Source organism: Acinetobacter sp. AOR43_HL (genome assembly GCF_027854635.1).
Taxonomy (GTDB): Bacteria; Pseudomonadota; Gammaproteobacteria; order Pseudomonadales; family Moraxellaceae; genus Acinetobacter; species Acinetobacter pittii.
This window is the reverse complement of record NZ_JAKTHX010000009.1, coordinates 54,039-72,617: the sequence shown is the minus strand read 5'-3', so window position 1 is coordinate 72,617 and position 18,579 is coordinate 54,039. Positions and strand designations below refer to the sequence as shown.

The following is an 18,579-nucleotide window of genomic DNA, read 5'->3' as shown; positions in this document are numbered from 1 at the left end:
CTTCCTATCAATTCGCCCAGAAAATCTGGATACCCCAGATTGCGTACACAAACACTGCAATAATGACAGCCGTCGTCAGTACAAGGCGTAAACCTTTCGCTGAAGGACCCATTTGACGAGTAGTGACATAGTCAGTGAAAACTTGCCACATACCAATCCATGCGTGTGCGATAAGCGATAAAATTGCCAATAAAGAAAAAATCTTCATTGGTAATGTCATCATGAAACCAGCCCACTGTTGATAGTCAAATCCACCTTTGCAGAGAATCCAACCAAAAAGAACAACAGTATAAGCTGCTAATACAACCGCACTTACACGCTGGATAAACCAATCACGAGAACCTGAACCAGTTAAACCTGTAGCACTTTTCATTAGAACATAATCCATACAAAGGCTGCGATAATGGCTACCACAGATAAGATCAATGAAATTGTCGCTGCAATACGACCACTTTGCAGTTCTTCAGCAAAACCTAAATCTGCAAGTAAGTGCTTAACTCCAGCAATAAAGTGGAATATTAAGCCGGCTGCAAATACCCAAACAACAAAACGTACAAGGATATTTCCAAAAACGACATTTTTAACGTAGTCAAATCCTTCTGGTGAAGATAATGATTTATCTAGAATCCATAAGAGAACTGGTACTAATAAGAAAACGATGACACCTGATAAACGGTGTAAAATTGATGCAATAGCCACGGGTGAGCGTAAATTTACCGCTAACACCTGACCCATGGACAAATTGACAGGTCTGTTGCTTTTCACAGCGGGCATCCTGTAGGTAGAAACTCCGACCGGAGTTTGTTGAATTAATTCCAAGGAAAGCTGGCATTGTTAGGCAAGCACAGCTCATGCCTAACCTATAAACGACACTGAATTATAAAACGCGAAGTATCAAAATACAAACAATCCACTTTGCCATTTCAGCAAAAAACCATTAAATAAGAATCATTCAAAACAATATTACATTATTAGGTCAATAAAAAAACTATACCTACACACATCATGTCCTTGTTTAAAATAACTTTTTATTTAATTTCATTTTTTCTGAAATTTCTTTTAAATAAGCCGATTTTAGACTAAAGATAAAGTTATAAATTCCTCATATCAATAGAAAAATGATCGCAATACCCTCCTATTTTCAATGTGAGCCACATTTCAAATAAGTGAGCAAACTTATATTTCAGATAGATATTAAGCGATCTACACTAATTTTTCGAAAGCGAATTTCATTAAAAAACAGTTCTTATGATTTTAAACTCGTCTGATAAGCTATTTTTTATACAATTAAACTTAAAAAAAGAACAATATTCTTTGTTACAACTAAATAAAAATACCTTTTTTTTTGAGTATAAATTTGAAATTACATCATGAGTTTTATGATTTTTTTAAGCGGATTGGCATTTTCTACCGCCTTATTATTCTAAATTGCAATTTATAAATTTGCTTACAATTGTACTCATCCTTCATTTTTTTTCTGCACGTTCTTGTTGAATTGACTTATTATACCATCCCGATGCAGTGATTTTACTGACTTTTTTGCTCGGGTCTTGATGACTAACTCTCTGTGGGAACGTCATTTTTTATCCATAAGTATAATTGACAAAATTTCAGTACTCACTAATCTTATAGCAAATTTTGACACCGTCTGATTCGCACATGAGAACATTAGGATTTCGAGTCAGATCAACATTCACCAGGACAGGAGATCTATTGAATGTCTGAAGCAAATGGCAAAAAAGCCGTATTACATCTTGATGGCAAAGAAATTGGATTACCAATCTACAGTGGCACTTTAGGTCCAGATGTAATTGATGTCAGCAGCATACTGAAAGAAGGTCATTTTACTTTCGATCCTGGTTTTATGGCGACAGCCGCATGCGAATCTAAAATTACTTTCATTGATGGTGACAAAGGTATCTTATTACACCGCGGCTACCCAATTGATCAGTTAGCAACTCAAGCAGACTACCTTGAAACTTGTTATTTATTATTAAATGGCGAGCTCCCAAATGCTGAACAAAAAGTTGAGTTTGATACGAAAGTACGTGCTCACACTATGGTTCACGATCAAGTTAGCCGTTTCTTCAATGGTTTCCGTCGTGACGCTCACCCAATGGCGATCATGGTAGGTGTTGTAGGTGCATTATCTGCGTTCTATCACAACAACCTAGATATTGAAGATATCAACCACCGTGAAATTACTGCAATTCGTTTAATTGCAAAAATTCCAACACTTGCTGCTTGGAGTTACAAATACACAGTAGGTCAACCATTCATCTATCCACGTAACGATTTAAGTTATGCGGAAAACTTCTTGCACATGATGTTTGCTACTCCTGCTGACCGAGATTACAAAGTTAATCCTGTTCTTGCTCGCGCAATGGATCGTATCTTCACGCTTCATGCTGACCACGAACAAAATGCTTCTACATCTACAGTACGTCTTGCTGGTTCTACTGGTGCAAACCCGTATGCATGTATCTCTGCTGGTATCTCTGCACTTTGGGGCCCTGCTCACGGTGGTGCAAACGAAGCAGTTCTTAAGATGCTTGATGAAATTGGTAGCGTTGAAAACGTTGCAGAGTTCATGGAAAAAGTTAAACGTAAAGAAGTTAAGCTTATGGGCTTCGGTCACCGCGTTTACAAAAACTTCGACCCACGCGCTAAAGTAATGAAGCAAACTTGTGACGAAGTTCTTGAAGCTTTAGGCATCAACGATCCTCAATTAGCACTTGCTATGGAACTTGAGCGTATCGCATTGAACGACCCGTACTTCGTTGAGCGTAAACTTTACCCTAACGTAGACTTCTACTCAGGTATCATCCTTAAAGCGATTGGTATCCCAACAGAAATGTTTACTGTAATCTTCGCTCTTGCTCGTACAGTTGGTTGGATCAGCCACTGGTTAGAAATGCACAGCGGTCCTTATAAAATCGGTCGTCCTCGTCAGCTTTATACTGGTGAAACTCAACGCGACATCAAACGTTAATATTCGAAAGAAAATTAATGAAAAAAAGCTGCCAAAAGGCAGCTTTTTTATTTACGTCTTTTTCTACTCTAGACTTATTCTTCTTCATACATAGTTAACAAGTGATGGCTAATCCCATCTGCTCGCAACCAAGCCAACTCATAGCTCGCTTTAGCCAACGCTAAAACACGTCTTTCAAACTCCACCCATATTGTTTTGACTTGAGACTCCGAAATGCCCAAACCACTCTCGTGTGCTAGATGTTTATTCTTTTCACATATTTTTAAGGCGTGATAAAGCTTACGGCCTTGGCTCGCCCCTTCCATTAATCGAACACGCTTACTTAAAATAAATCCCTCAACATGCTGTAAGTCTGCATGAGGCAGCATCGGTACTAAGATTTGATTCAATTGATCATCTAAACGCTTCCATACAGCCAAACGCTGCTCTGCCGTATAAGTGTTCCATTGAATCACCTCGTGGTTAAAACGGCGACAACCACGACAAACCTGATCACCAAAAACTGTTGAACAACGCCCTGCACATGGGGTGAGAGAGAGCGTTCGATGATCATTACTCAAAACAAACTCCTTAAATAAACCATATACTTTTTATGGTTTTCTCGCTTATTACAAATTTTCGCGCTAAAATATGCGCCTTAAATTTCTATCTTAATACATTTGGAGTTTTCCATGAACGCTACTGTAGAACAGCTTGCACCTGTAGAACAGCAAGCGACCGCAGGTTGGGTTGTTGCAGCACTATATCAATTTAAAGAAGTTCAAGATCCTGCCGATCTTCAACAACGTTTATTAGACTTAGTGAAAACAATTAACCTCTGTGGAACTCTGATTGTAGCAGGTGAAGGAATTAATGGTACTGTTGCTGGTGATCGCATAGCAATTGATACACTACATCAGTTTTTGCTCAATGAAGGCTTTGGCGCTATGGAATACAAAGAATCCCATAGTTCTGACAAACCTTTCCGCAAAATGAAAATTAAACTTAAAGAAGAAATTGTGACTTTAGGTGTTGAGGTTAAACCTCGTGACTTAGTCGGTCACTACCTTGATCCTAAAGAGTGGAATGATTTAATCGCACGTGATGATGTAATTTTAATCGACACACGTAATGATTACGAATATAAAGCGGGTACATTTAAGGGCGCAATTGACCCTAAAACTGAAACATTCCGTGAGTTTCCAGAATACGTCAAGAAAGAATTAGAGCAACATAAAGACAAAAAAATTGCGATGTTCTGTACTGGTGGTATTCGCTGTGAAAAATCAACTTCTTTACTTCTTCAAGAAGGATTTAAAGAGGTTTACCATCTTAAAGGCGGTATCCTTAAGTACCTAGAAGAAACCCCTGCTGATGAAAGCTTATGGGAAGGTGAATGTTTCGTATTTGACGGACGTACTGCTGTAACTCATGGTGTAGAGGAAGGCGTGAATATTAAATGTCATGCTTGCGGTTGGCCTTTAACTCCTGAAGAGTCTGCTCTACCAAGTTACGAACACGGTGTTTCTTGCGTTTATTGCATCGACAAAACTACTGAAAAGCAAAAAGCTGGTTTCCGTATGCGCCAGTCACAAATTGCTGCTGCAAAGCGTAAACGTCTATAAAACTATAAAATAGTTTTCAAAGGGCACTTAGATTTCTAACTGCCCTTTTTTTATTTTATATCACTTAATTTTTCGTAATAAAAAACGCCCTAGAAAGGACGTTATTTATTATTTCTTCTAATAAATTAATTTGGCGTATGATACATCAAGTATAATTCATTCAAATTATCTGGGATTTCTTCTGCCAGCTCATCCATTAACTGTCCATTACGACGGAAAGATTCCATCTGTGGATCTTCTTCATCAATTCCACTAAATACCATCATTGGTAAAGTTAAATCAATTAATTGTTCTTCATATTCAGGTGCAAACCATGCATCTTCATTTAAGAACATCGCATCAACAAATCCAACACTCCAGTCGCCTAAGCTAGACTCAACATCCGCTTCCTCAATTTCAAACGGAAATTCAATTCCATTTTCATTTGCTAAGTCTTGTCGAATTGACTCTAACCACGCTTTGATCTGCTGAATAATTTCGGCAGGAACTTTTTTATGGTTATTATCGAATAATTCATCTAACCAACGATCAAACTGAGGGCCTACTGCAATTGCACACAGAAAACCATGAGTTGCAGCGAAATCCAGACCATACTCATTGTGGTCTCCATCTAGATATTCACTTAATTGGTCTAAATCTAACGCACTCATTGTGTTACCTGACTATAAAAAAGAAATCTACGATAGCATAGCATCTAAGCTGACGATGCCCTATTCAGATTTGATTAGTCTTCATCATCAAGATCATCATCGTCTAAATCGTAATCAAAATCTTTTAACTCACGCTCTAAACGGCGTTGAGCCAATAGATCATCAATTAATCTACGTTTTTCTAATGATTCTTTCGCAGTGATTTTGCCTGATGACTCATCAAAACCGACATCATCATCATCACCGTAGTTATCATCTAATTCAAAATCTGTAGAAGACACTAAAACTACCTCTAATGAAAAAATGTGAATGGGTCTAGCCGCTATTTATCTTGGTTATTAAATCGTGTCAAGTTTTATTTATATTTTTTTCATTAAACTGCATATTTGTACTTTTTTTCGCCCAAAAAATTGTGTATTTATAAAGCTGAACTATTTTTTTGATCAAAAAAAAATTCTATGATTTTTTCGATGATTTAAGCTTGAAAAAAATGATTTTATCCCAATATTCAAAAAACAGACGTGAATTCAAAGATATTTTTTATTTAACGGTTACTGATCAAAGCCAAAACAATTCAAGCAAATTGTGCTATCATGCACGGTTTTTCACTGCCACAGATTCAACAAAGAGTAAGCAAAGATGAGCGATATGCATTCCCCTACTTCTCAAGTAGCGGCTCTGATTAGCCGAGGCAAAGAACAAGGTTACTTAACTTACGCTGAGGTTAACGATCATCTGCCGGACTCGATTACTGAAAGCGAACAGATTGAAGACATTATTCAAATGCTTCAAGACGTTGGTATTCCTGTACACGAGCGTGCACCTGAATCTGACGATACCATGTTCGGTGAGTCGGCTGACGCAACTGATGAGGTTGCTGAAGAAGAAGCTGCTGCCGTACTTGCATCGGTTGAAAATGAGCCTGGACGTACGACAGACCCTGTACGTATGTACATGCGTGAAATGGGTACAGTTGAACTATTAACCCGTGAAGGTGAAATCAGCATTGCCAAACGTATTGAAGAAGGTATCCGTGATGTCCTTAATTCAATTGCTTACTGGCCAAATGCTGTTGAAGTTGTATTAAAAGAATATAATGATTTTTTAACTGGCGAACGCCGTCTTGCAGATATTTTATCAGGCTACCTCGATCCTGAAACTGATGAAGATATTCCAGAAGTTTTAGAAGAAGTTGAAGAACTTGAAGAAGAAGACGAATCATCTTCAAAATCAACGAAAGAAGTTAAGCTTGATGATGACGATGAAGAAGAAGAGTCTGAAGGTGATGATGACTCTGAAGGTGATTCAGGTCCAGACCCTGAAGTTGCAAAAGTTCGTTTTACTGAACTAGAAGCTGCTTGGGCTAAAACAAAAGCTGTTGTTGAAAAACATGGTCGTAACAGTCCAGAGGCTGAAGAAGCTTTAGAAGCTTTAGCTACTGTATTCATGATGTTTAAATTTACACCACGTTTATTTGACATCATCTCTGAAATGATTCGTGGTACCCATGAGCAAATTCGTGCCAATGAACGTGAAATCATGCGTTATGCAGTACGTCGTGGCCGTATGGACCGTACTCAATTCCGTACATCTTTCCCTAAACAAGAATCTAATCCAGCTTGGTTAGATGAACAAATTGCTAAAGCACCTGCTGAAATCAAGGCGCATTTAGAAAAAGTTCGTCCAGATGTTTTAGCATTCCAACAAAAGATTGCAGATATTGAGAAAGAGCTTAGTTTAAGCGTTGCTGAAATTAAAGATATCTCTAAGCGTATGGCGATTGGCGAAGCGAAAGCACGTCGCGCTAAGAAAGAAATGGTAGAAGCCAACCTCCGTTTGGTAATTTCAATTGCGAAGAAATATACCAACCGTGGTTTACAGTTCCTTGACTTGATTCAAGAAGGGAACATTGGTTTGATGAAAGCTGTAGACAAGTTTGAATACCGTCGTGGTTATAAATTCTCGACTTATGCAACTTGGTGGATTCGTCAGGCGATTACTCGTTCGATTGCCGATCAGGCTCGTACAATCCGTATTCCAGTACACATGATTGAAACGATTAACAAGATCAACCGTGTATCTCGTCAATTGTTACAAGAAATGGGCCGTGAACCAACACCTGAAGAATTAGGTGAACGTTTAGAAATGGATGAAGTTAAGGTTCGTAAAGTACTTAAAATTGCTAAAGAACCGATTTCGATGGAAACACCTATTGGTGATGATGAAGATTCACATCTTGGGGATTTCATTGAAGATCAAAACATCACTTCTCCAATTGATGCTGCGACTTCAGAAGGCTTAAAAGAAGCAACTCGTGAAGTATTGGAAAACTTAACTGAACGTGAAGCAAAAGTATTGAAGATGCGTTTTGGTATTGATATGCCAACCGATCACACACTTGAAGAAGTTGGCAAACAATTTGATGTAACGCGTGAACGTATCCGTCAGATTGAAGCGAAAGCATTGCGTAAATTACGCCACCCTTCTCGTTCTGAACATTTACGTTCTTTCTTGGAAAATGACTAAGTTTTGAAAGCTTGAAATTTCAAAACCAAGCCCCATTTAATAGAAAGAGCTATAAACGCCTGCGATAATGCAGGCGTTTCAAATCATGAGGTAACTTATGTTAGACCGCACTCCATCTCGCGAACTACAAGAACATCTTTGGGTATTTCCGATGGATTATCCAATTAAACTTATTGGCGATGCGGGTGAAGAATTACGTGTTGCTGTAGTCGATATTTTGGTAAAACATTTTCCAGACTTCGACCACTCAACATTAAAAGTTCAAGAATCTCGCACCGGCAAGTATCATTCTTTAACAGCACAATTGCGCTTTGAAGAATTGGAACAAGTTCATGCACTTTATGCTGACTTGGCTGCTTGCCCGCAGATTAGAACTGCGCTTTAATTTTAAGTTCTTCAATCAATACCACAGTCAGGCATTCTTACTGTGGTATTTTTTTTGGAAATTTTAAAAACTTCCTACCACGAAAAACCTTACAAATATTTAGAATTCCTTTTATAAAATCCTTTAAAATTACAAGGTTTTCGGCTTTTATCTAGTAGATATTAACTGGGCGCCGCATAAACTAATTATAGGAAGAGATTGTGATGAGCCTTGATAAACCTAACTTAATCATTCGGCAATGGAACGATTTACAAGATTATCAAAGCAAATTTGAAACCATGAAACTCTTAACAAATGAGCGAGATCAAGATACGCCTGATGAGTTATGGTTACTTCAACATCATAATGTTTTAACTCAAGGTCAAGCTGGTAAACCTGAACACATCCTAATTTCATCAGATATTCCTGTAGTGCAAACTGACCGTGGTGGACAAGTGACTTGGCATGGACCCGGCCAACTTGTTGCTTACTTCATGTTTGATCTTAATCGTCTAAAATGGAACGTACGTACATTGGTCAGTTTTGCTGAACAATTTATGATAGATATTTTAAAAAAATACGGAATTGACGCGTATGCCAAGCCTGATGCACCAGGAGTATATGTAGATGGCCGTAAGATTGGCTCTCTAGGTTTTAAAATTCGTCGTGGTCGTAGCTACCATGGGTTAGCGCTAAATCTGGACTGTGCCCTAGATGGGTTCCAGACGATCAATCCTTGTGGCTACGCTGGTTTAGAAATGGTGCGTATACAAGATTTGGTGACTCCTTATCCATCATTCACTCAACTTTGCCAAGACTTTATTGAGTATATTAAGAACACTGGATACTTTAATGACCCAGAAGTCAAAACTGAATAAATCGCTTTGCGATGAAATAAAAATGGATTAGAGTAATTACTCTAAATTTGCTTTTGCATAATTTTAACAAGGGATACGCGAGTGATTTCGACAAAAGCTGTAAAGCCTACTCTGCAACTTGCCTACGTTAAGCTCATGATGGATGTTGTTGGTCGTGGCTTAGTCATGGCAAGTCAAGTGGACACTGAAATACAAGAGGAAGTATCTAAATTTCCTGTTCACTTTGTACTTTCAATGAATGTTTTCCCAAATGGACCAGCATTTTTTGCTCGAGTCACAGAAGACAAACAGTTAGAGCTACTCAAAAGAGCTGAAAGAAAGCCAGACTTAACTATTACATTCAAACATGTAACTCATGCCTTTTTAGTATTTTCTTTTCAAGAAAGTACTGCCCAAGCATTTGCGAATGACCGAATGATTGCTGATGGCGATGTATCTGCTGCCATTCGCTTAGTACGCTGTCTAAATAAAATGGAATCTCTCATTTTACCTAAATTGGTTGCGTCTCTTGCAGTCAAAGAATACCCAACCGAACTCACCCTAAAAGAAAAATTCAACGAAGCTGCAAATATTTACTTAAAAGTAGCTAAGTCCTATTTCAAGCGGAGCGCATAACATGGCTAAACCATATTACGAATTCTTTTGTCCTGTAAAAGTCATTGCCGGTAATGCTGCGTTAGAACATATTCCGTTTGAACTTGCGACTTTAGGTGCAAAACGTCCGCTCATCATTACAGATAAAGGTGTGCGCGCAAATGGCCTACTCAACCCGATTGAAGCTGCGTTCAGTACGACTGATGCTGTCATTGGTCATGTGTTTGATGATGTTCCACCAGACTCAAGTTTAGAAGTCGTTCGTCTTGCCGCAGAAGCTTATCGTAAGAATAAATGCGATGCGATTATTGCTGTAGGTGGTGGTTCAGTTATCGATACTTCTAAAGCAACTAACATTTTAGTATCTGAAGGTGGAGATGACTTACTTCAATATTCTGGTGCACACAACCTACCAAAACCATTAAAACCATTTTTCGTAATTCCGACTACATCAGGTACGGGATCTGAAGTGACTATGGTTGCCGTGGTTTCAGATACGCAAAAGAATGTTAAATTGGCATTTGCTTCTTATTACTTAATGCCACATGCAGCGATTTTAGATCCACGCATGACACTTACATTGCCACCTCATTTAACTGCAATGACAGGTATGGATGCCTTAACACATTGTGTTGAAGCATATACATGTATGGCTGCCAATCCACTTAGCGATGCTTATGCAAGTGCTGGAATTAAAAAGATTAGTGAAAACCTATTTAATGTCCTAGAAAACCCAAATGACTCACAAGGTCGTTTAGAACTAGCACAAGCCTCTACAATGGCAGGTATTGCATTCTCAAACTCAATGGTAGGCCTTGTACATTCCTTAGGTCATGCTTTAGGTGCCGTTGCTCACCTGCCCCACGGTTTATGCATGAATTTATTCTTACCGTATGTGCTTGAATATAATAAGCAGGTAAATGGCCAGAAAATTGGTGAATTACTATTGCCGTTAGCTGGTGCTGATATCTATGCACAAACTCCAGCAACTCAACGTGCAGACAGAGCGATTGCAACAATTTTAGCAATGCGTGATCGTTTATTTACTTTAACCAAGTTACCACGTACTTTACGTGAAACTGGCAAAGTAACGGAAGCACAGCTCGATGAAGTTGCAGAAAAAGCACTAAATGACGGCTCAATTATTTACAACCCTAAAGAAGCAAGCCTAAAAGATATCCGAGAGGTCTTACAAAAGGCATGGTAATTCGATAGGTTAAACTCGAGACTTAAATATAAAGACCTGATTTTTATATAAAATCAGGTCTTTTTTATCACTGTGAATTTTTATTCATCTTTTTATTTGGAAATATGGCAAAAAATTTGCTAAAAAATCGATGAAAGTACTGACAATTTGCATCAATTTAGGATAGATTGGCGCACTTTATCTTTTTCTGTAGGGGGGATCGTTCGTCTCAAACGATCCTTAACACCAAGCTGATCCTTGATCAACGATTATGAGGATAACGCCGTTGACAAATTTATCTGGGACTAAACCAACAGCTAAACTTCAAAAGAATCTTGTGCTTTGGCACATTATTATTATTGGTTTAGCTTATATTCAGCCATTAACGTTATTCGATACTTTTGGTTTAGTATCAGAGCGAAGTGGCGGTCATGTACCAACTTCCTACATCTTTGCATTAGTCGCAATCTTATTAACATCGATCAGTTATGGACATATGATTAAGCGCTACCCTTCTTCTGGGTCAGCTTATACGTATGCTCAAAAATCAATTCACCCTAATGTTGGTTTTATGGTGGGTTGGTCTTCTTGGTTAGACTATTTACTGTCACCGCTTGTTAATATTATTTTGGCAGATATTTATCTAAGAGCTCTTTTTCCAGAGGTAAATAACTGGTTATGGGTGATTGGTTTAACCACCCTAATGACTGTTATTAACTTATTTGGTGCACGATTTGTCGCACGCTTTAACAGTACGATCGTTATTATTCAGCTTGGCGTAATTTTTTATTTCGTTTATCAGGTATACATTTTACTCACTCAAGGTGTATATGCAGATGGAACTTTAAATCCAGATAAAGCTGCCTTGTGGTCATTAACTCCTTTTTGGAATGATATGACATCCGTAAGTGCTTTAATTGCTGGTGCAACTGTACTCTGCTTCTCTTTCACAGGGTTTGATGCCTTATCTTCTCTTGCTGAAGAAACAAAAGATGCGGAGAAAACGCTTCCAAAAGCTATTTTTACGACAGCATTACTTGCAGGTATTATTTTCATTGTAAGTACTTACTTCATCCAATTATATTTCCCTAGTAACCCAAATACTTACTTTAATCCTCTGGATGAATCACAGCCTGTGATGGTTGCTGCGATTGGTAGTATTGCGTTTAAAACTTTGGTTTTATATTTTGCTGTAGTTGCTGTTATGGCATCAGGTATCTCTGCTCATGCTGGTGTATCTCGTTTAATGTATGTAATGGGACGTGACGGCGTAATCAATAAGAAATTATTTGGTCATATTAGTCCAAAATTACATACTCCAACTTACAACATTCTTATTGTAGGTGTAGTTGCCTTATCTGCTGGTTTCTTAGATCTTGAGCATATTGTCAACTTAATTAGTTTTGGTGCTTTAACCGCCTTTAGTTTTGTTAACTTCTCTGTTATTTCTCGCTATGCATTAAGAGATGGCAAGAACAAAACGTTTAAAGACATCATCAACTATATTGTTATACCAACACTTGGTTTTGCCAGTGTGTTTATGATGTGGCTAGAAATTGATAAGCTTGCCTTACAAATTGGCTTAGCTTGGGCCGTTATTGGTGTAGGTTATTTGGCCTACAAAACCAAAGGTTTCAAATATAATGCTCCACAGCATAATGAACACGAATAATAAAAAAGGCGCTTGAAGCGCCTTTTTTTATGGTCAAATTAACCAAAAATTTTGTTCACAATATTTTGTACACGTTGAGCATAGAGTTTCGCTGTTTCAAGGTCTCCAGTAGGGACTTCCTCTACACTTGCATCAGAAGGCGATTGAACTAAAAGTCCAACTGAACCACCTAAGTTATTTACATCTTCACGTGTTGCATCTTTTGTATTCGCTGGTAATAAACCAAGGCTCACCCAAATTCCACCATGTTGCGATGCTAAAGTCTGTAATTGAATAAGCGTAACCTGCTTATCCCCATTTAAGCTCGCGCTGTTTGTAAAGCCTGCAAATACTTTATCTTGCCAACCACGTGTAAACCAAACTTTTGAAGTTGCATCAGCAAACTTTTTAAACTGCCATGGTGCTGTACCCATATAAGTCGGAGCACCAAAAACAATCCCCTTCGCATCATTTAATGTCTGCCAATCTTGCTCAGTAATATTACCTTCTTGATCAATTTGGATGAGCTGAGCATTAATTTCGTTTGCAAACGTTTCAGCCACTACTTTGGTATGGCCATAACCAGAGAAATATACAACCGCGATATTAGAGTTAGACATGGGAGCAAACCTTTGTTTTATTAAATTCCACTTTATGATATATTTTAGAAACTAGGTGTCAATTAGTTACTAACTGGTAACTATGGTAATTTTTTAAGAAATTAGTAGGTAAATAGTATGAATGAATGTCTAAAATATAATGTTTTTCAACAACATTGCCCTGCTCGTTTATTTTTTGAAAAAATTGCAGATAAGTGGGTTTTATTAATTTTAAATGTGCTTGAAGAGGAAACTCAGCACTTCAACTTGCTCAAAAAGAATATTCAAGGTATTTCGCCTAAAGTCTTATCACAGAAGTTAAAAATGCTGGAAAGAGATGGTTTTATTGAGCGTAAAATTCAGAATACGTCTCCTATTCGTGTTGATTACTCACTAACTTCACTGGGACAAAATGTCGCTTCAATGGCGTTCCAATTAAAGGAATGGGCCGAAACCAATATTGAACAGGTTTTAGCAGCCCAAATGACTTACGATGAAAAAGTGCTAGAGCAAGCTTAACTCATGCTTCCCTTAAAATTTTATTGAGCTTAATTGATTAGGCTTTTTTCTTAGCTGAAGGGCTGCTCAACTTAATTAATTTTAATCGGCTCAGGTGGTGCACTTATTTTAAATTGGATAGTTAAAGGTTCACATTGTTTTAACTCTTGATCATTCTTCAAATAAGTGCTTTCTAGACCATATTTCCAAGTACCATTCATGACATCAAATGCTGGATAATTGACAATAAAAGTTTTGGTTTCACCTGGCAGATATTCGTAAGTTTGATTCTCTTTACACTCATTTTCTGGATAGGAGCGCTTTGTATTTCCAAGTAAATAGAGTTCTAAAGGTACATAACATGCAGGTTGTTTTTCTTGTATTTTCTCTAATCCCTTATTAGTTTGAGTAATCTGCAAAGCCAGAGTACCGTTTAAAGTTAACTGCTGTGCATATTTAAAAACAGTTTCTTTTTCTATGGGTTCACGCGTTAAATTATTGAGAAATTGTAGTTTGCGATGTAAGCCATTACAGTCATCTTCAACAGGTGCAGGCAACCAAATTTCATTATCTTTTGAGTCGCCTTTCTCTCCATCGGCCGGTGTTTCAAAATCACCCGGTTTACCAGGTTTAGTCGGATATCCTGATCCCCCTAAACTTGCACCACCTGCGAATAAATCCTCTCCACAAGCGGTTAAAAGACCACTTGTCAAAATGAAGCTCATGGATATTATTAATTTTTTATAAGTTGTTTTCGTCATATTGATAAGCTCCGAAACGGAAAGTTTTAGTTGCACCCTCTTTTCCTTCATCTAGTGCACAACGTTCAATAGCTAATTTAAGTACTTGTAGCGATAAATCTTCCCATAAGCGTAAACTTGCTTCTTTGAGTAAAGTAATCGATTCATCTGTTAGTTCATCAGCAAAAATTGCTTGTTCTAAATAGGGTTCTTTTTCGGGCTGAAATAAATTATGAACTCCAGCAGCTAAATGTGCTTCTAAATTACTCGTTAATAATTTTCGAACCTCAAATTGCTCTACATCAGGCATAAAACTACGCTGCTGCAACATCACAAGGCCATCTTTTTCTTTCACAATATTTAGGCGTTCGAGTTCATTCAAAATAGATCTTGGATGCTTTTCAGTTGAGACTTTCTTTACTAAATTTTCAAAACAAATCTGATCATTACTTACAAATGGAATTTTTTCTGCCAATCCCTCTGCAAGCCACAAACCAATCACCCGAGCAGGAACACTTACTGGCTCTGCTACTTTTGCCTCTGTTAAAGGCTGACCAGCCTGCATTGCCTTTTTAAATGCATTCACATCTTTGCGATGTAACCCTGAAAGTAAACTGACCGCTGAATCAGTTGGCTTTTGCTCTATACGCTCTAGCTCAGTTAAAGCTTGTTGATAGAAAACAGGTTTTAAAGCAGTTACAAAGTCGTTATATCCAACTCCCGAACGAATTAACCATTGCGTCAGGTATTCCATTAACATTAATACCTGCTTCTGATTAAGTTCTGCATTGTTCGTTTGGAGTGTGGTCATAGAGTAACAATTTTCCTTCATATTTGAAAAACAGTATGGGCCGAGCAATTGTCACACTGAACGGTTTAAGATGCAATTTTCATTCTTAGACCTCTTTGGGAAACCGATCGATATAATGATTTGGTGCATTAAAATGGGTAAAAGAAATACTAATTGAGACATCCAAACTTTCTACGCTATGCCACCAACCAATCGGGATGAATAGAGCGTCCCCAGCATTCAAAATACATTCAACAGGAGTAATTGATTTTGCTAAAGGATATTTTTTTAAATCAATTTTATTTGTATTACTCAATTCACTAAATACCCAATGATCGTTATATAGATGAGGAACTTGCAATGCAGGAATTAAAGTTACTTTTTTGCTTCCATAAATTTGAACTAACATATTATTCGTTAAATCATGATGTAAGGGCGTAAATGTTCCTTTAGGTCCAAACCATAAAAAACTACGGTCATCCTTTAAAGCCAAATCACAGTAACCATCTGCAAAATCATCTATATCTGAAAATAATTCTTGAAGCATGTGATGACTATTTGATGCATTATTTGCAGTCATATAAAAATCGTTACTAGCATCAACTGACATAACTTTTGATACAAACTCTGACATCTTCATTTTCTGCTTTAATGATGGAGAATGTCTTTCAAACTGTTCATCTAAATTTCTATTCATCTGAACTTCAACTAAATGATGACCAAATTTAGAAGCAAAATATTGCGGAGACCATTTGTGCAAAGCTGGCCAATGTTCTATTCCTTTTTTTAAAATCACAGGGCGATGTTGACTATAGTAACCCTTCACAAAATCAGAAAAATTTGGAGCAGTAATAGAAGGAATTTTTTTATTATAGTCAGAGTTTAGCTGTGCCAATTGATCTACGGTTTCTATTAACCATTCACGTTTTTTAAGCTGATGATGCTTTTTCTTCAAAATTTTATATAACTTATTATTTTCTAAATTATTTAAATATTCTTTTACTTTTAAACCATCATGCCCCTGCTCTATTAATATTTTTATAATTTCCGAAGACGTTACCTCATTTAAAACTTGTTCAATTATCCACTCTTGATCATGATCCAATAAAGTCTGAAATTTCAAATCATTCATTTCAAACTTTGGTTCAAATCCATTTGCTTTTATTACATCGACTAATTGTTCAACTCCACACCCTTTTTCTAAGTTTTCTTCAAGCCAGTTTTTCCACTCTAATGGCAACTGGTCAAACCATTTTTGGCTTTGTTCGAATATTTCAATTTGATTATAAGCTGCCATGTTGAACCTTTTTTCAAATTTGATCTTTACAACTGCATTATAATTGATCTATTTTAAAAATGTTAAATTTTCACATTTTTAATAAAAAAAGGGTTCATGTGATGAATAACATACTAAAAGGAAGCAGCATTGCTTTGATTTTTATAGCTTTAAGTGGTTGCGGATCTGATGATAACGATTCGGAACCGACACCGACACCGACACCAACACCAACACCAACACCAACACCAACACCAACACCAACACCAACACCAACACCAACACCAACACCAACACCAACACCAACACCAACACCAACAAGTGTAGCGGATCGCTTTGTTGGAAGTTGGTTAGCAGGCAAAGGAGGTTGTATTAACGGCTCTGCTCTAAAAATGAATGTCATTAAGGTTTCTGATAACAGCGTGCGATTTGCCAGTGAAACAGTACGTTATGAGAATGAATCGAACTGTACAGGTAACATTGTTGCAAGTTACCGCCAAGCTGAAGATTTTAGTCTGGTTTCAAATATTGGAGCACCTCAGACAGTACAAACCTCAAGCTATAACAAAGTAGATTGGCAGCTTGTAGTAGCAGGAAAGCTAACGCAGAAACAGCCAGCTATTCTAGGGTTTAAAAATGCAAACCAATTCTGTCTAGTTCCTACAGATGAACCAAATGCGATACATAATTATTTGCAGCAAGCAAACTTTGATCTCACAAATACCTGCTTCACAAAAACAACTCCACCAGCAAGCATGCAAAAGCCAACTCAAGTATTGGCAACAGCAAGTTTTAGACTAGGAGATAATAAGGAATCTTGGGCAGACGTATTAAGTCAACTTAATGATCAAGGACGCCAAGGCTACGCTCTTCTCACGCCATCTGTAAGATTAGATAATCCGGATGGAAGCTTTGCGCTGTATAAAAATTTATATGTTAAAAACAATAAATCCACTGACACATACACCTATAAAACAGTTGATGTTAAAACTAATTCAGTAGCAAACCGTTATTTACTATGGGTGAATGAGTTAAATAAACAAGGTAGCTTAGGCTATATATATAAGCTTTCATTTGGTGAGGTTACATCTGATACAGATAAATATTTATTTGTGAAAAATGATAAGAAACCTGCAACCTATTCGTATTCTAATCGCTTCTTAACCAACACTTCTCGCACAAGTATTCTAAATGCCTTCAATGAACTTGGTGCACAAGGTTGTAAGCTAATTTACGCAAACTCAGAATTCACTAATAATGGCACAACGAATGGAACCTTCTATGTACCGACTTGCGTAAATAGCAGTACCCATAACGGAACCTATGCATATCGTTATTTTGAAGTTCCACAACATATTCCTTTCAACAAGGATGATGCAATTAAGCTTGAAAAACTTCTTAAAGAACAAGCGGCTGAAGGTTATAGGTTAGTCGACGCGAACAATAACCTAGGCTTCTTTAATATTGATGGTTATCTATTTGAGCGCGACAGTGAAAATACAGGACCTATTGAATATAAAGTATTTATTGAAGATGCTGCATCCGAAACAGATGAGCCTTATATCTTTGAAAATCGGATTCAAGACCAAGGTACATTAGGCTGGTTCTTTGCAGTTCGACTTGGATCGGTCTATACCAACTCACCAACAAATTATGATTTAGCAAGTGGTGTTGTTTTCCCTAAATAAGACATCTAATAAAAATAAGGCCACAACTGTGGCCTTATTTTTATTTAAAAACTATTAACTTATCCTAAGTCTTTAAAACCCTGCTGACGCCATGCTTCATAAACAATCACAGCCGTTGCATTAGATAAATTTAAACTTCTTGAGTTTTCAGCCATTGGCAAACGAATCCACTGTTCTTGTGGAAACATCAAGCGAACATGCTCAGGCAAACCGCGTGTTTCCGGCCCCATCAGTAAAGCCACAGGTCGATTCAAATCAACTGTATGCGGAGTTGCAGAACCTTTAGTGGTGAGTGGAAAAACATGCTCAACCCCTTTAGCTTTCAAGTCGGCAAGGCAAAGTTCTATGTTGTCCCAAATTTGCATACGTGCCCATTCATGATAATCAAGGCCTGCTCGTTTGAGCTTTTTATCATCTAATTCAAAACCTAAAGGCTTGACCAAATGTAACTGTGCACCAGTATTAGCACATAAACGAATGATATTGCCTGTATTGGCAGGAATTTCAGGCTCGTATAGGACAACATGAATCACAAATTTTCTC

Annotated in this window: 21 protein-coding genes; 11 read left to right on the top strand and 10 right to left on the bottom strand. The window is 37.5% G+C overall.

Translation table 11 applies throughout. The features are described 5' to 3' along the window. Nucleotides 1-7: 7 nt before the first annotated feature. Together sdhD and sdhC are read right to left on the bottom strand one after the other, a co-directional pair. On the bottom strand, nucleotides 8-373 hold the full coding sequence (sdhD, locus tag MKL33_RS05675) for a succinate dehydrogenase, hydrophobic membrane anchor protein (RefSeq protein WP_000833672.1): 366 nt from the start codon (nucleotides 371-373) through the stop codon (nucleotides 8-10). Beyond that, on the bottom strand, nucleotides 373-774 hold the full coding sequence (gene sdhC, locus MKL33_RS05670) for a succinate dehydrogenase, cytochrome b556 subunit (protein ID WP_075384165.1): 402 nt from the start codon (nucleotides 772-774) through the stop codon (nucleotides 373-375). Before sdhC ends, sdhD begins: the two co-directional genes overlap by 1 nt. A 474-nt stretch (nucleotides 775-1,248) precedes the next feature. Between sdhC and MKL33_RS05665 the strand changes: the two genes are divergently transcribed. Together MKL33_RS05665 and gltA are read left to right on the top strand one after the other, a co-directional pair. Next, nucleotides 1,249-1,374, top strand: coding sequence for a hypothetical protein (locus tag MKL33_RS05665; RefSeq protein WP_161282906.1), 126 nt, complete (start codon nucleotides 1,249-1,251; stop codon nucleotides 1,372-1,374). A gap of 343 nt (nucleotides 1,375-1,717) precedes the next feature. Then, nucleotides 1,718-2,992 (top strand): citrate synthase, encoded by a 1,275-nt coding sequence (gltA, locus tag MKL33_RS05660; RefSeq protein WP_017386753.1) that lies wholly within the window; start codon nucleotides 1,718-1,720, stop codon nucleotides 2,990-2,992. A gap of 74 nt (nucleotides 2,993-3,066) precedes the next feature. Here the strand turns inward: gltA and MKL33_RS05655 are convergent, their stop codons facing one another. Next, nucleotides 3,067-3,552 carry a DUF1289 domain-containing protein gene (locus MKL33_RS05655; protein ID WP_005064555.1) on the bottom strand — a complete coding sequence of 162 codons (486 nt, stop codon included), beginning with the start codon at nucleotides 3,550-3,552 and terminating at the stop codon, nucleotides 3,067-3,069. Nucleotides 3,553-3,663: 111 nt separating this feature from the next. On the opposite strand from MKL33_RS05655, the gene trhO reads away from it, so the two are divergent. Continuing rightward, nucleotides 3,664-4,596, top strand: coding sequence for an oxygen-dependent tRNA uridine(34) hydroxylase TrhO (trhO, locus tag MKL33_RS05650; RefSeq protein WP_039763286.1), 933 nt, complete (start codon nucleotides 3,664-3,666; stop codon nucleotides 4,594-4,596). 125 nt (nucleotides 4,597-4,721) lie between these two features. Here the strand turns inward: trhO and MKL33_RS05645 are convergent, their stop codons facing one another. Further along, complete coding sequence (locus MKL33_RS05645; protein ID WP_002116105.1) at nucleotides 4,722-5,246, bottom strand: YecA/YgfB family protein; 525 nt, start codon at nucleotides 5,244-5,246, stop codon at nucleotides 4,722-4,724. Between the two features lie 74 nt (nucleotides 5,247-5,320). Next, entirely contained in the window at nucleotides 5,321-5,527 is a 207-nt protein-coding gene (locus MKL33_RS05640) for a PA3496 family putative envelope integrity protein (RefSeq protein WP_002116495.1), read from the bottom strand. 358 nt (nucleotides 5,528-5,885) lie between these two features. On the opposite strand from MKL33_RS05640, the gene rpoD reads away from it, so the two are divergent. From rpoD to MKL33_RS05610, 6 genes are all read left to right on the top strand, one after another. Further along, nucleotides 5,886-7,772 carry an RNA polymerase sigma factor RpoD gene (rpoD, locus tag MKL33_RS05635; RefSeq protein ID WP_002116414.1) on the top strand — a complete coding sequence of 629 codons (1,887 nt, stop codon included), beginning with the start codon at nucleotides 5,886-5,888 and terminating at the stop codon, nucleotides 7,770-7,772. Between the two features lie 97 nt (nucleotides 7,773-7,869). Beyond that, nucleotides 7,870-8,157 (top strand): YbeD family protein, encoded by a 288-nt coding sequence (locus MKL33_RS05630; protein WP_002116017.1) that lies wholly within the window; start codon nucleotides 7,870-7,872, stop codon nucleotides 8,155-8,157. A gap of 203 nt (nucleotides 8,158-8,360) precedes the next feature. Further along, nucleotides 8,361-9,014 (top strand): lipoyl(octanoyl) transferase LipB, encoded by a 654-nt coding sequence (lipB, locus tag MKL33_RS05625; RefSeq protein ID WP_141315997.1) that lies wholly within the window; start codon nucleotides 8,361-8,363, stop codon nucleotides 9,012-9,014. A gap of 81 nt (nucleotides 9,015-9,095) precedes the next feature. Further along, nucleotides 9,096-9,629, top strand: a complete 534-nt coding sequence (locus tag MKL33_RS05620; RefSeq protein WP_005072911.1) for a hypothetical protein — start codon at nucleotides 9,096-9,098, stop codon at nucleotides 9,627-9,629. A gap of 1 nt (nucleotide 9,630) precedes the next feature. Further along, nucleotides 9,631-10,815 carry an iron-containing alcohol dehydrogenase gene (locus tag MKL33_RS05615; RefSeq protein ID WP_270906641.1) on the top strand — a complete coding sequence of 395 codons (1,185 nt, stop codon included), beginning with the start codon at nucleotides 9,631-9,633 and terminating at the stop codon, nucleotides 10,813-10,815. A gap of 265 nt (nucleotides 10,816-11,080) precedes the next feature. Then, nucleotides 11,081-12,466, top strand: coding sequence for an APC family permease (locus MKL33_RS05610; protein WP_014207482.1), 1,386 nt, complete (start codon nucleotides 11,081-11,083; stop codon nucleotides 12,464-12,466). A 38-nt stretch (nucleotides 12,467-12,504) separates the two neighbouring features. On the opposite strand, the gene MKL33_RS05605 is transcribed toward MKL33_RS05610, so the two are convergent. Then, the gene (locus MKL33_RS05605; RefSeq protein WP_014207483.1) at nucleotides 12,505-13,065 is read right to left on the bottom strand and encodes a flavodoxin family protein; all 561 of its coding nucleotides are present in this window, start codon (nucleotides 13,063-13,065) and stop codon (nucleotides 12,505-12,507) included. A gap of 117 nt (nucleotides 13,066-13,182) precedes the next feature. Between MKL33_RS05605 and MKL33_RS05600 the strand changes: the two genes are divergently transcribed. After that, the gene (locus MKL33_RS05600) at nucleotides 13,183-13,563 is read left to right on the top strand and encodes a winged helix-turn-helix transcriptional regulator (protein WP_002116344.1); all 381 of its coding nucleotides are present in this window, start codon (nucleotides 13,183-13,185) and stop codon (nucleotides 13,561-13,563) included. Between the two features lie 71 nt (nucleotides 13,564-13,634). On the opposite strand, the gene MKL33_RS05595 is transcribed toward MKL33_RS05600, so the two are convergent. From MKL33_RS05595 to MKL33_RS05585, 3 genes are all read right to left on the bottom strand, one after another. Beyond that, nucleotides 13,635-14,267: a hypothetical protein gene (locus MKL33_RS05595; protein ID WP_161282909.1), complete on the bottom strand. Its 633-nt coding sequence runs from the start codon at nucleotides 14,265-14,267 to the stop codon at nucleotides 13,635-13,637. Between the two features lie 16 nt (nucleotides 14,268-14,283). Then, nucleotides 14,284-15,093 carry a DUF6502 family protein gene (locus MKL33_RS05590; protein ID WP_161282907.1) on the bottom strand — a complete coding sequence of 270 codons (810 nt, stop codon included), beginning with the start codon at nucleotides 15,091-15,093 and terminating at the stop codon, nucleotides 14,284-14,286. A gap of 85 nt (nucleotides 15,094-15,178) precedes the next feature. Then, a complete protein-coding gene (locus tag MKL33_RS05585) occupies nucleotides 15,179-16,369 on the bottom strand; it encodes a cupin-like domain-containing protein (RefSeq protein ID WP_270906640.1) in 1,191 nt (396 codons plus the stop codon). Between the two features lie 101 nt (nucleotides 16,370-16,470). On the opposite strand from MKL33_RS05585, the gene MKL33_RS05580 reads away from it, so the two are divergent. Next, nucleotides 16,471-18,036: a PT dipeptide repeat lipoprotein gene (locus tag MKL33_RS05580; protein WP_126645348.1), complete on the top strand. Its 1,566-nt coding sequence runs from the start codon at nucleotides 16,471-16,473 to the stop codon at nucleotides 18,034-18,036. Between the two features lie 59 nt (nucleotides 18,037-18,095). Here MKL33_RS05580 and MKL33_RS05575 read toward each other — a convergent pair whose 3' ends face one another. Then, complete coding sequence (locus MKL33_RS05575; protein ID WP_005072891.1) at nucleotides 18,096-18,569, bottom strand: tRNA (cytidine(34)-2'-O)-methyltransferase; 474 nt, start codon at nucleotides 18,567-18,569, stop codon at nucleotides 18,096-18,098. Nucleotides 18,570-18,579 lie beyond the last annotated feature (10 nt).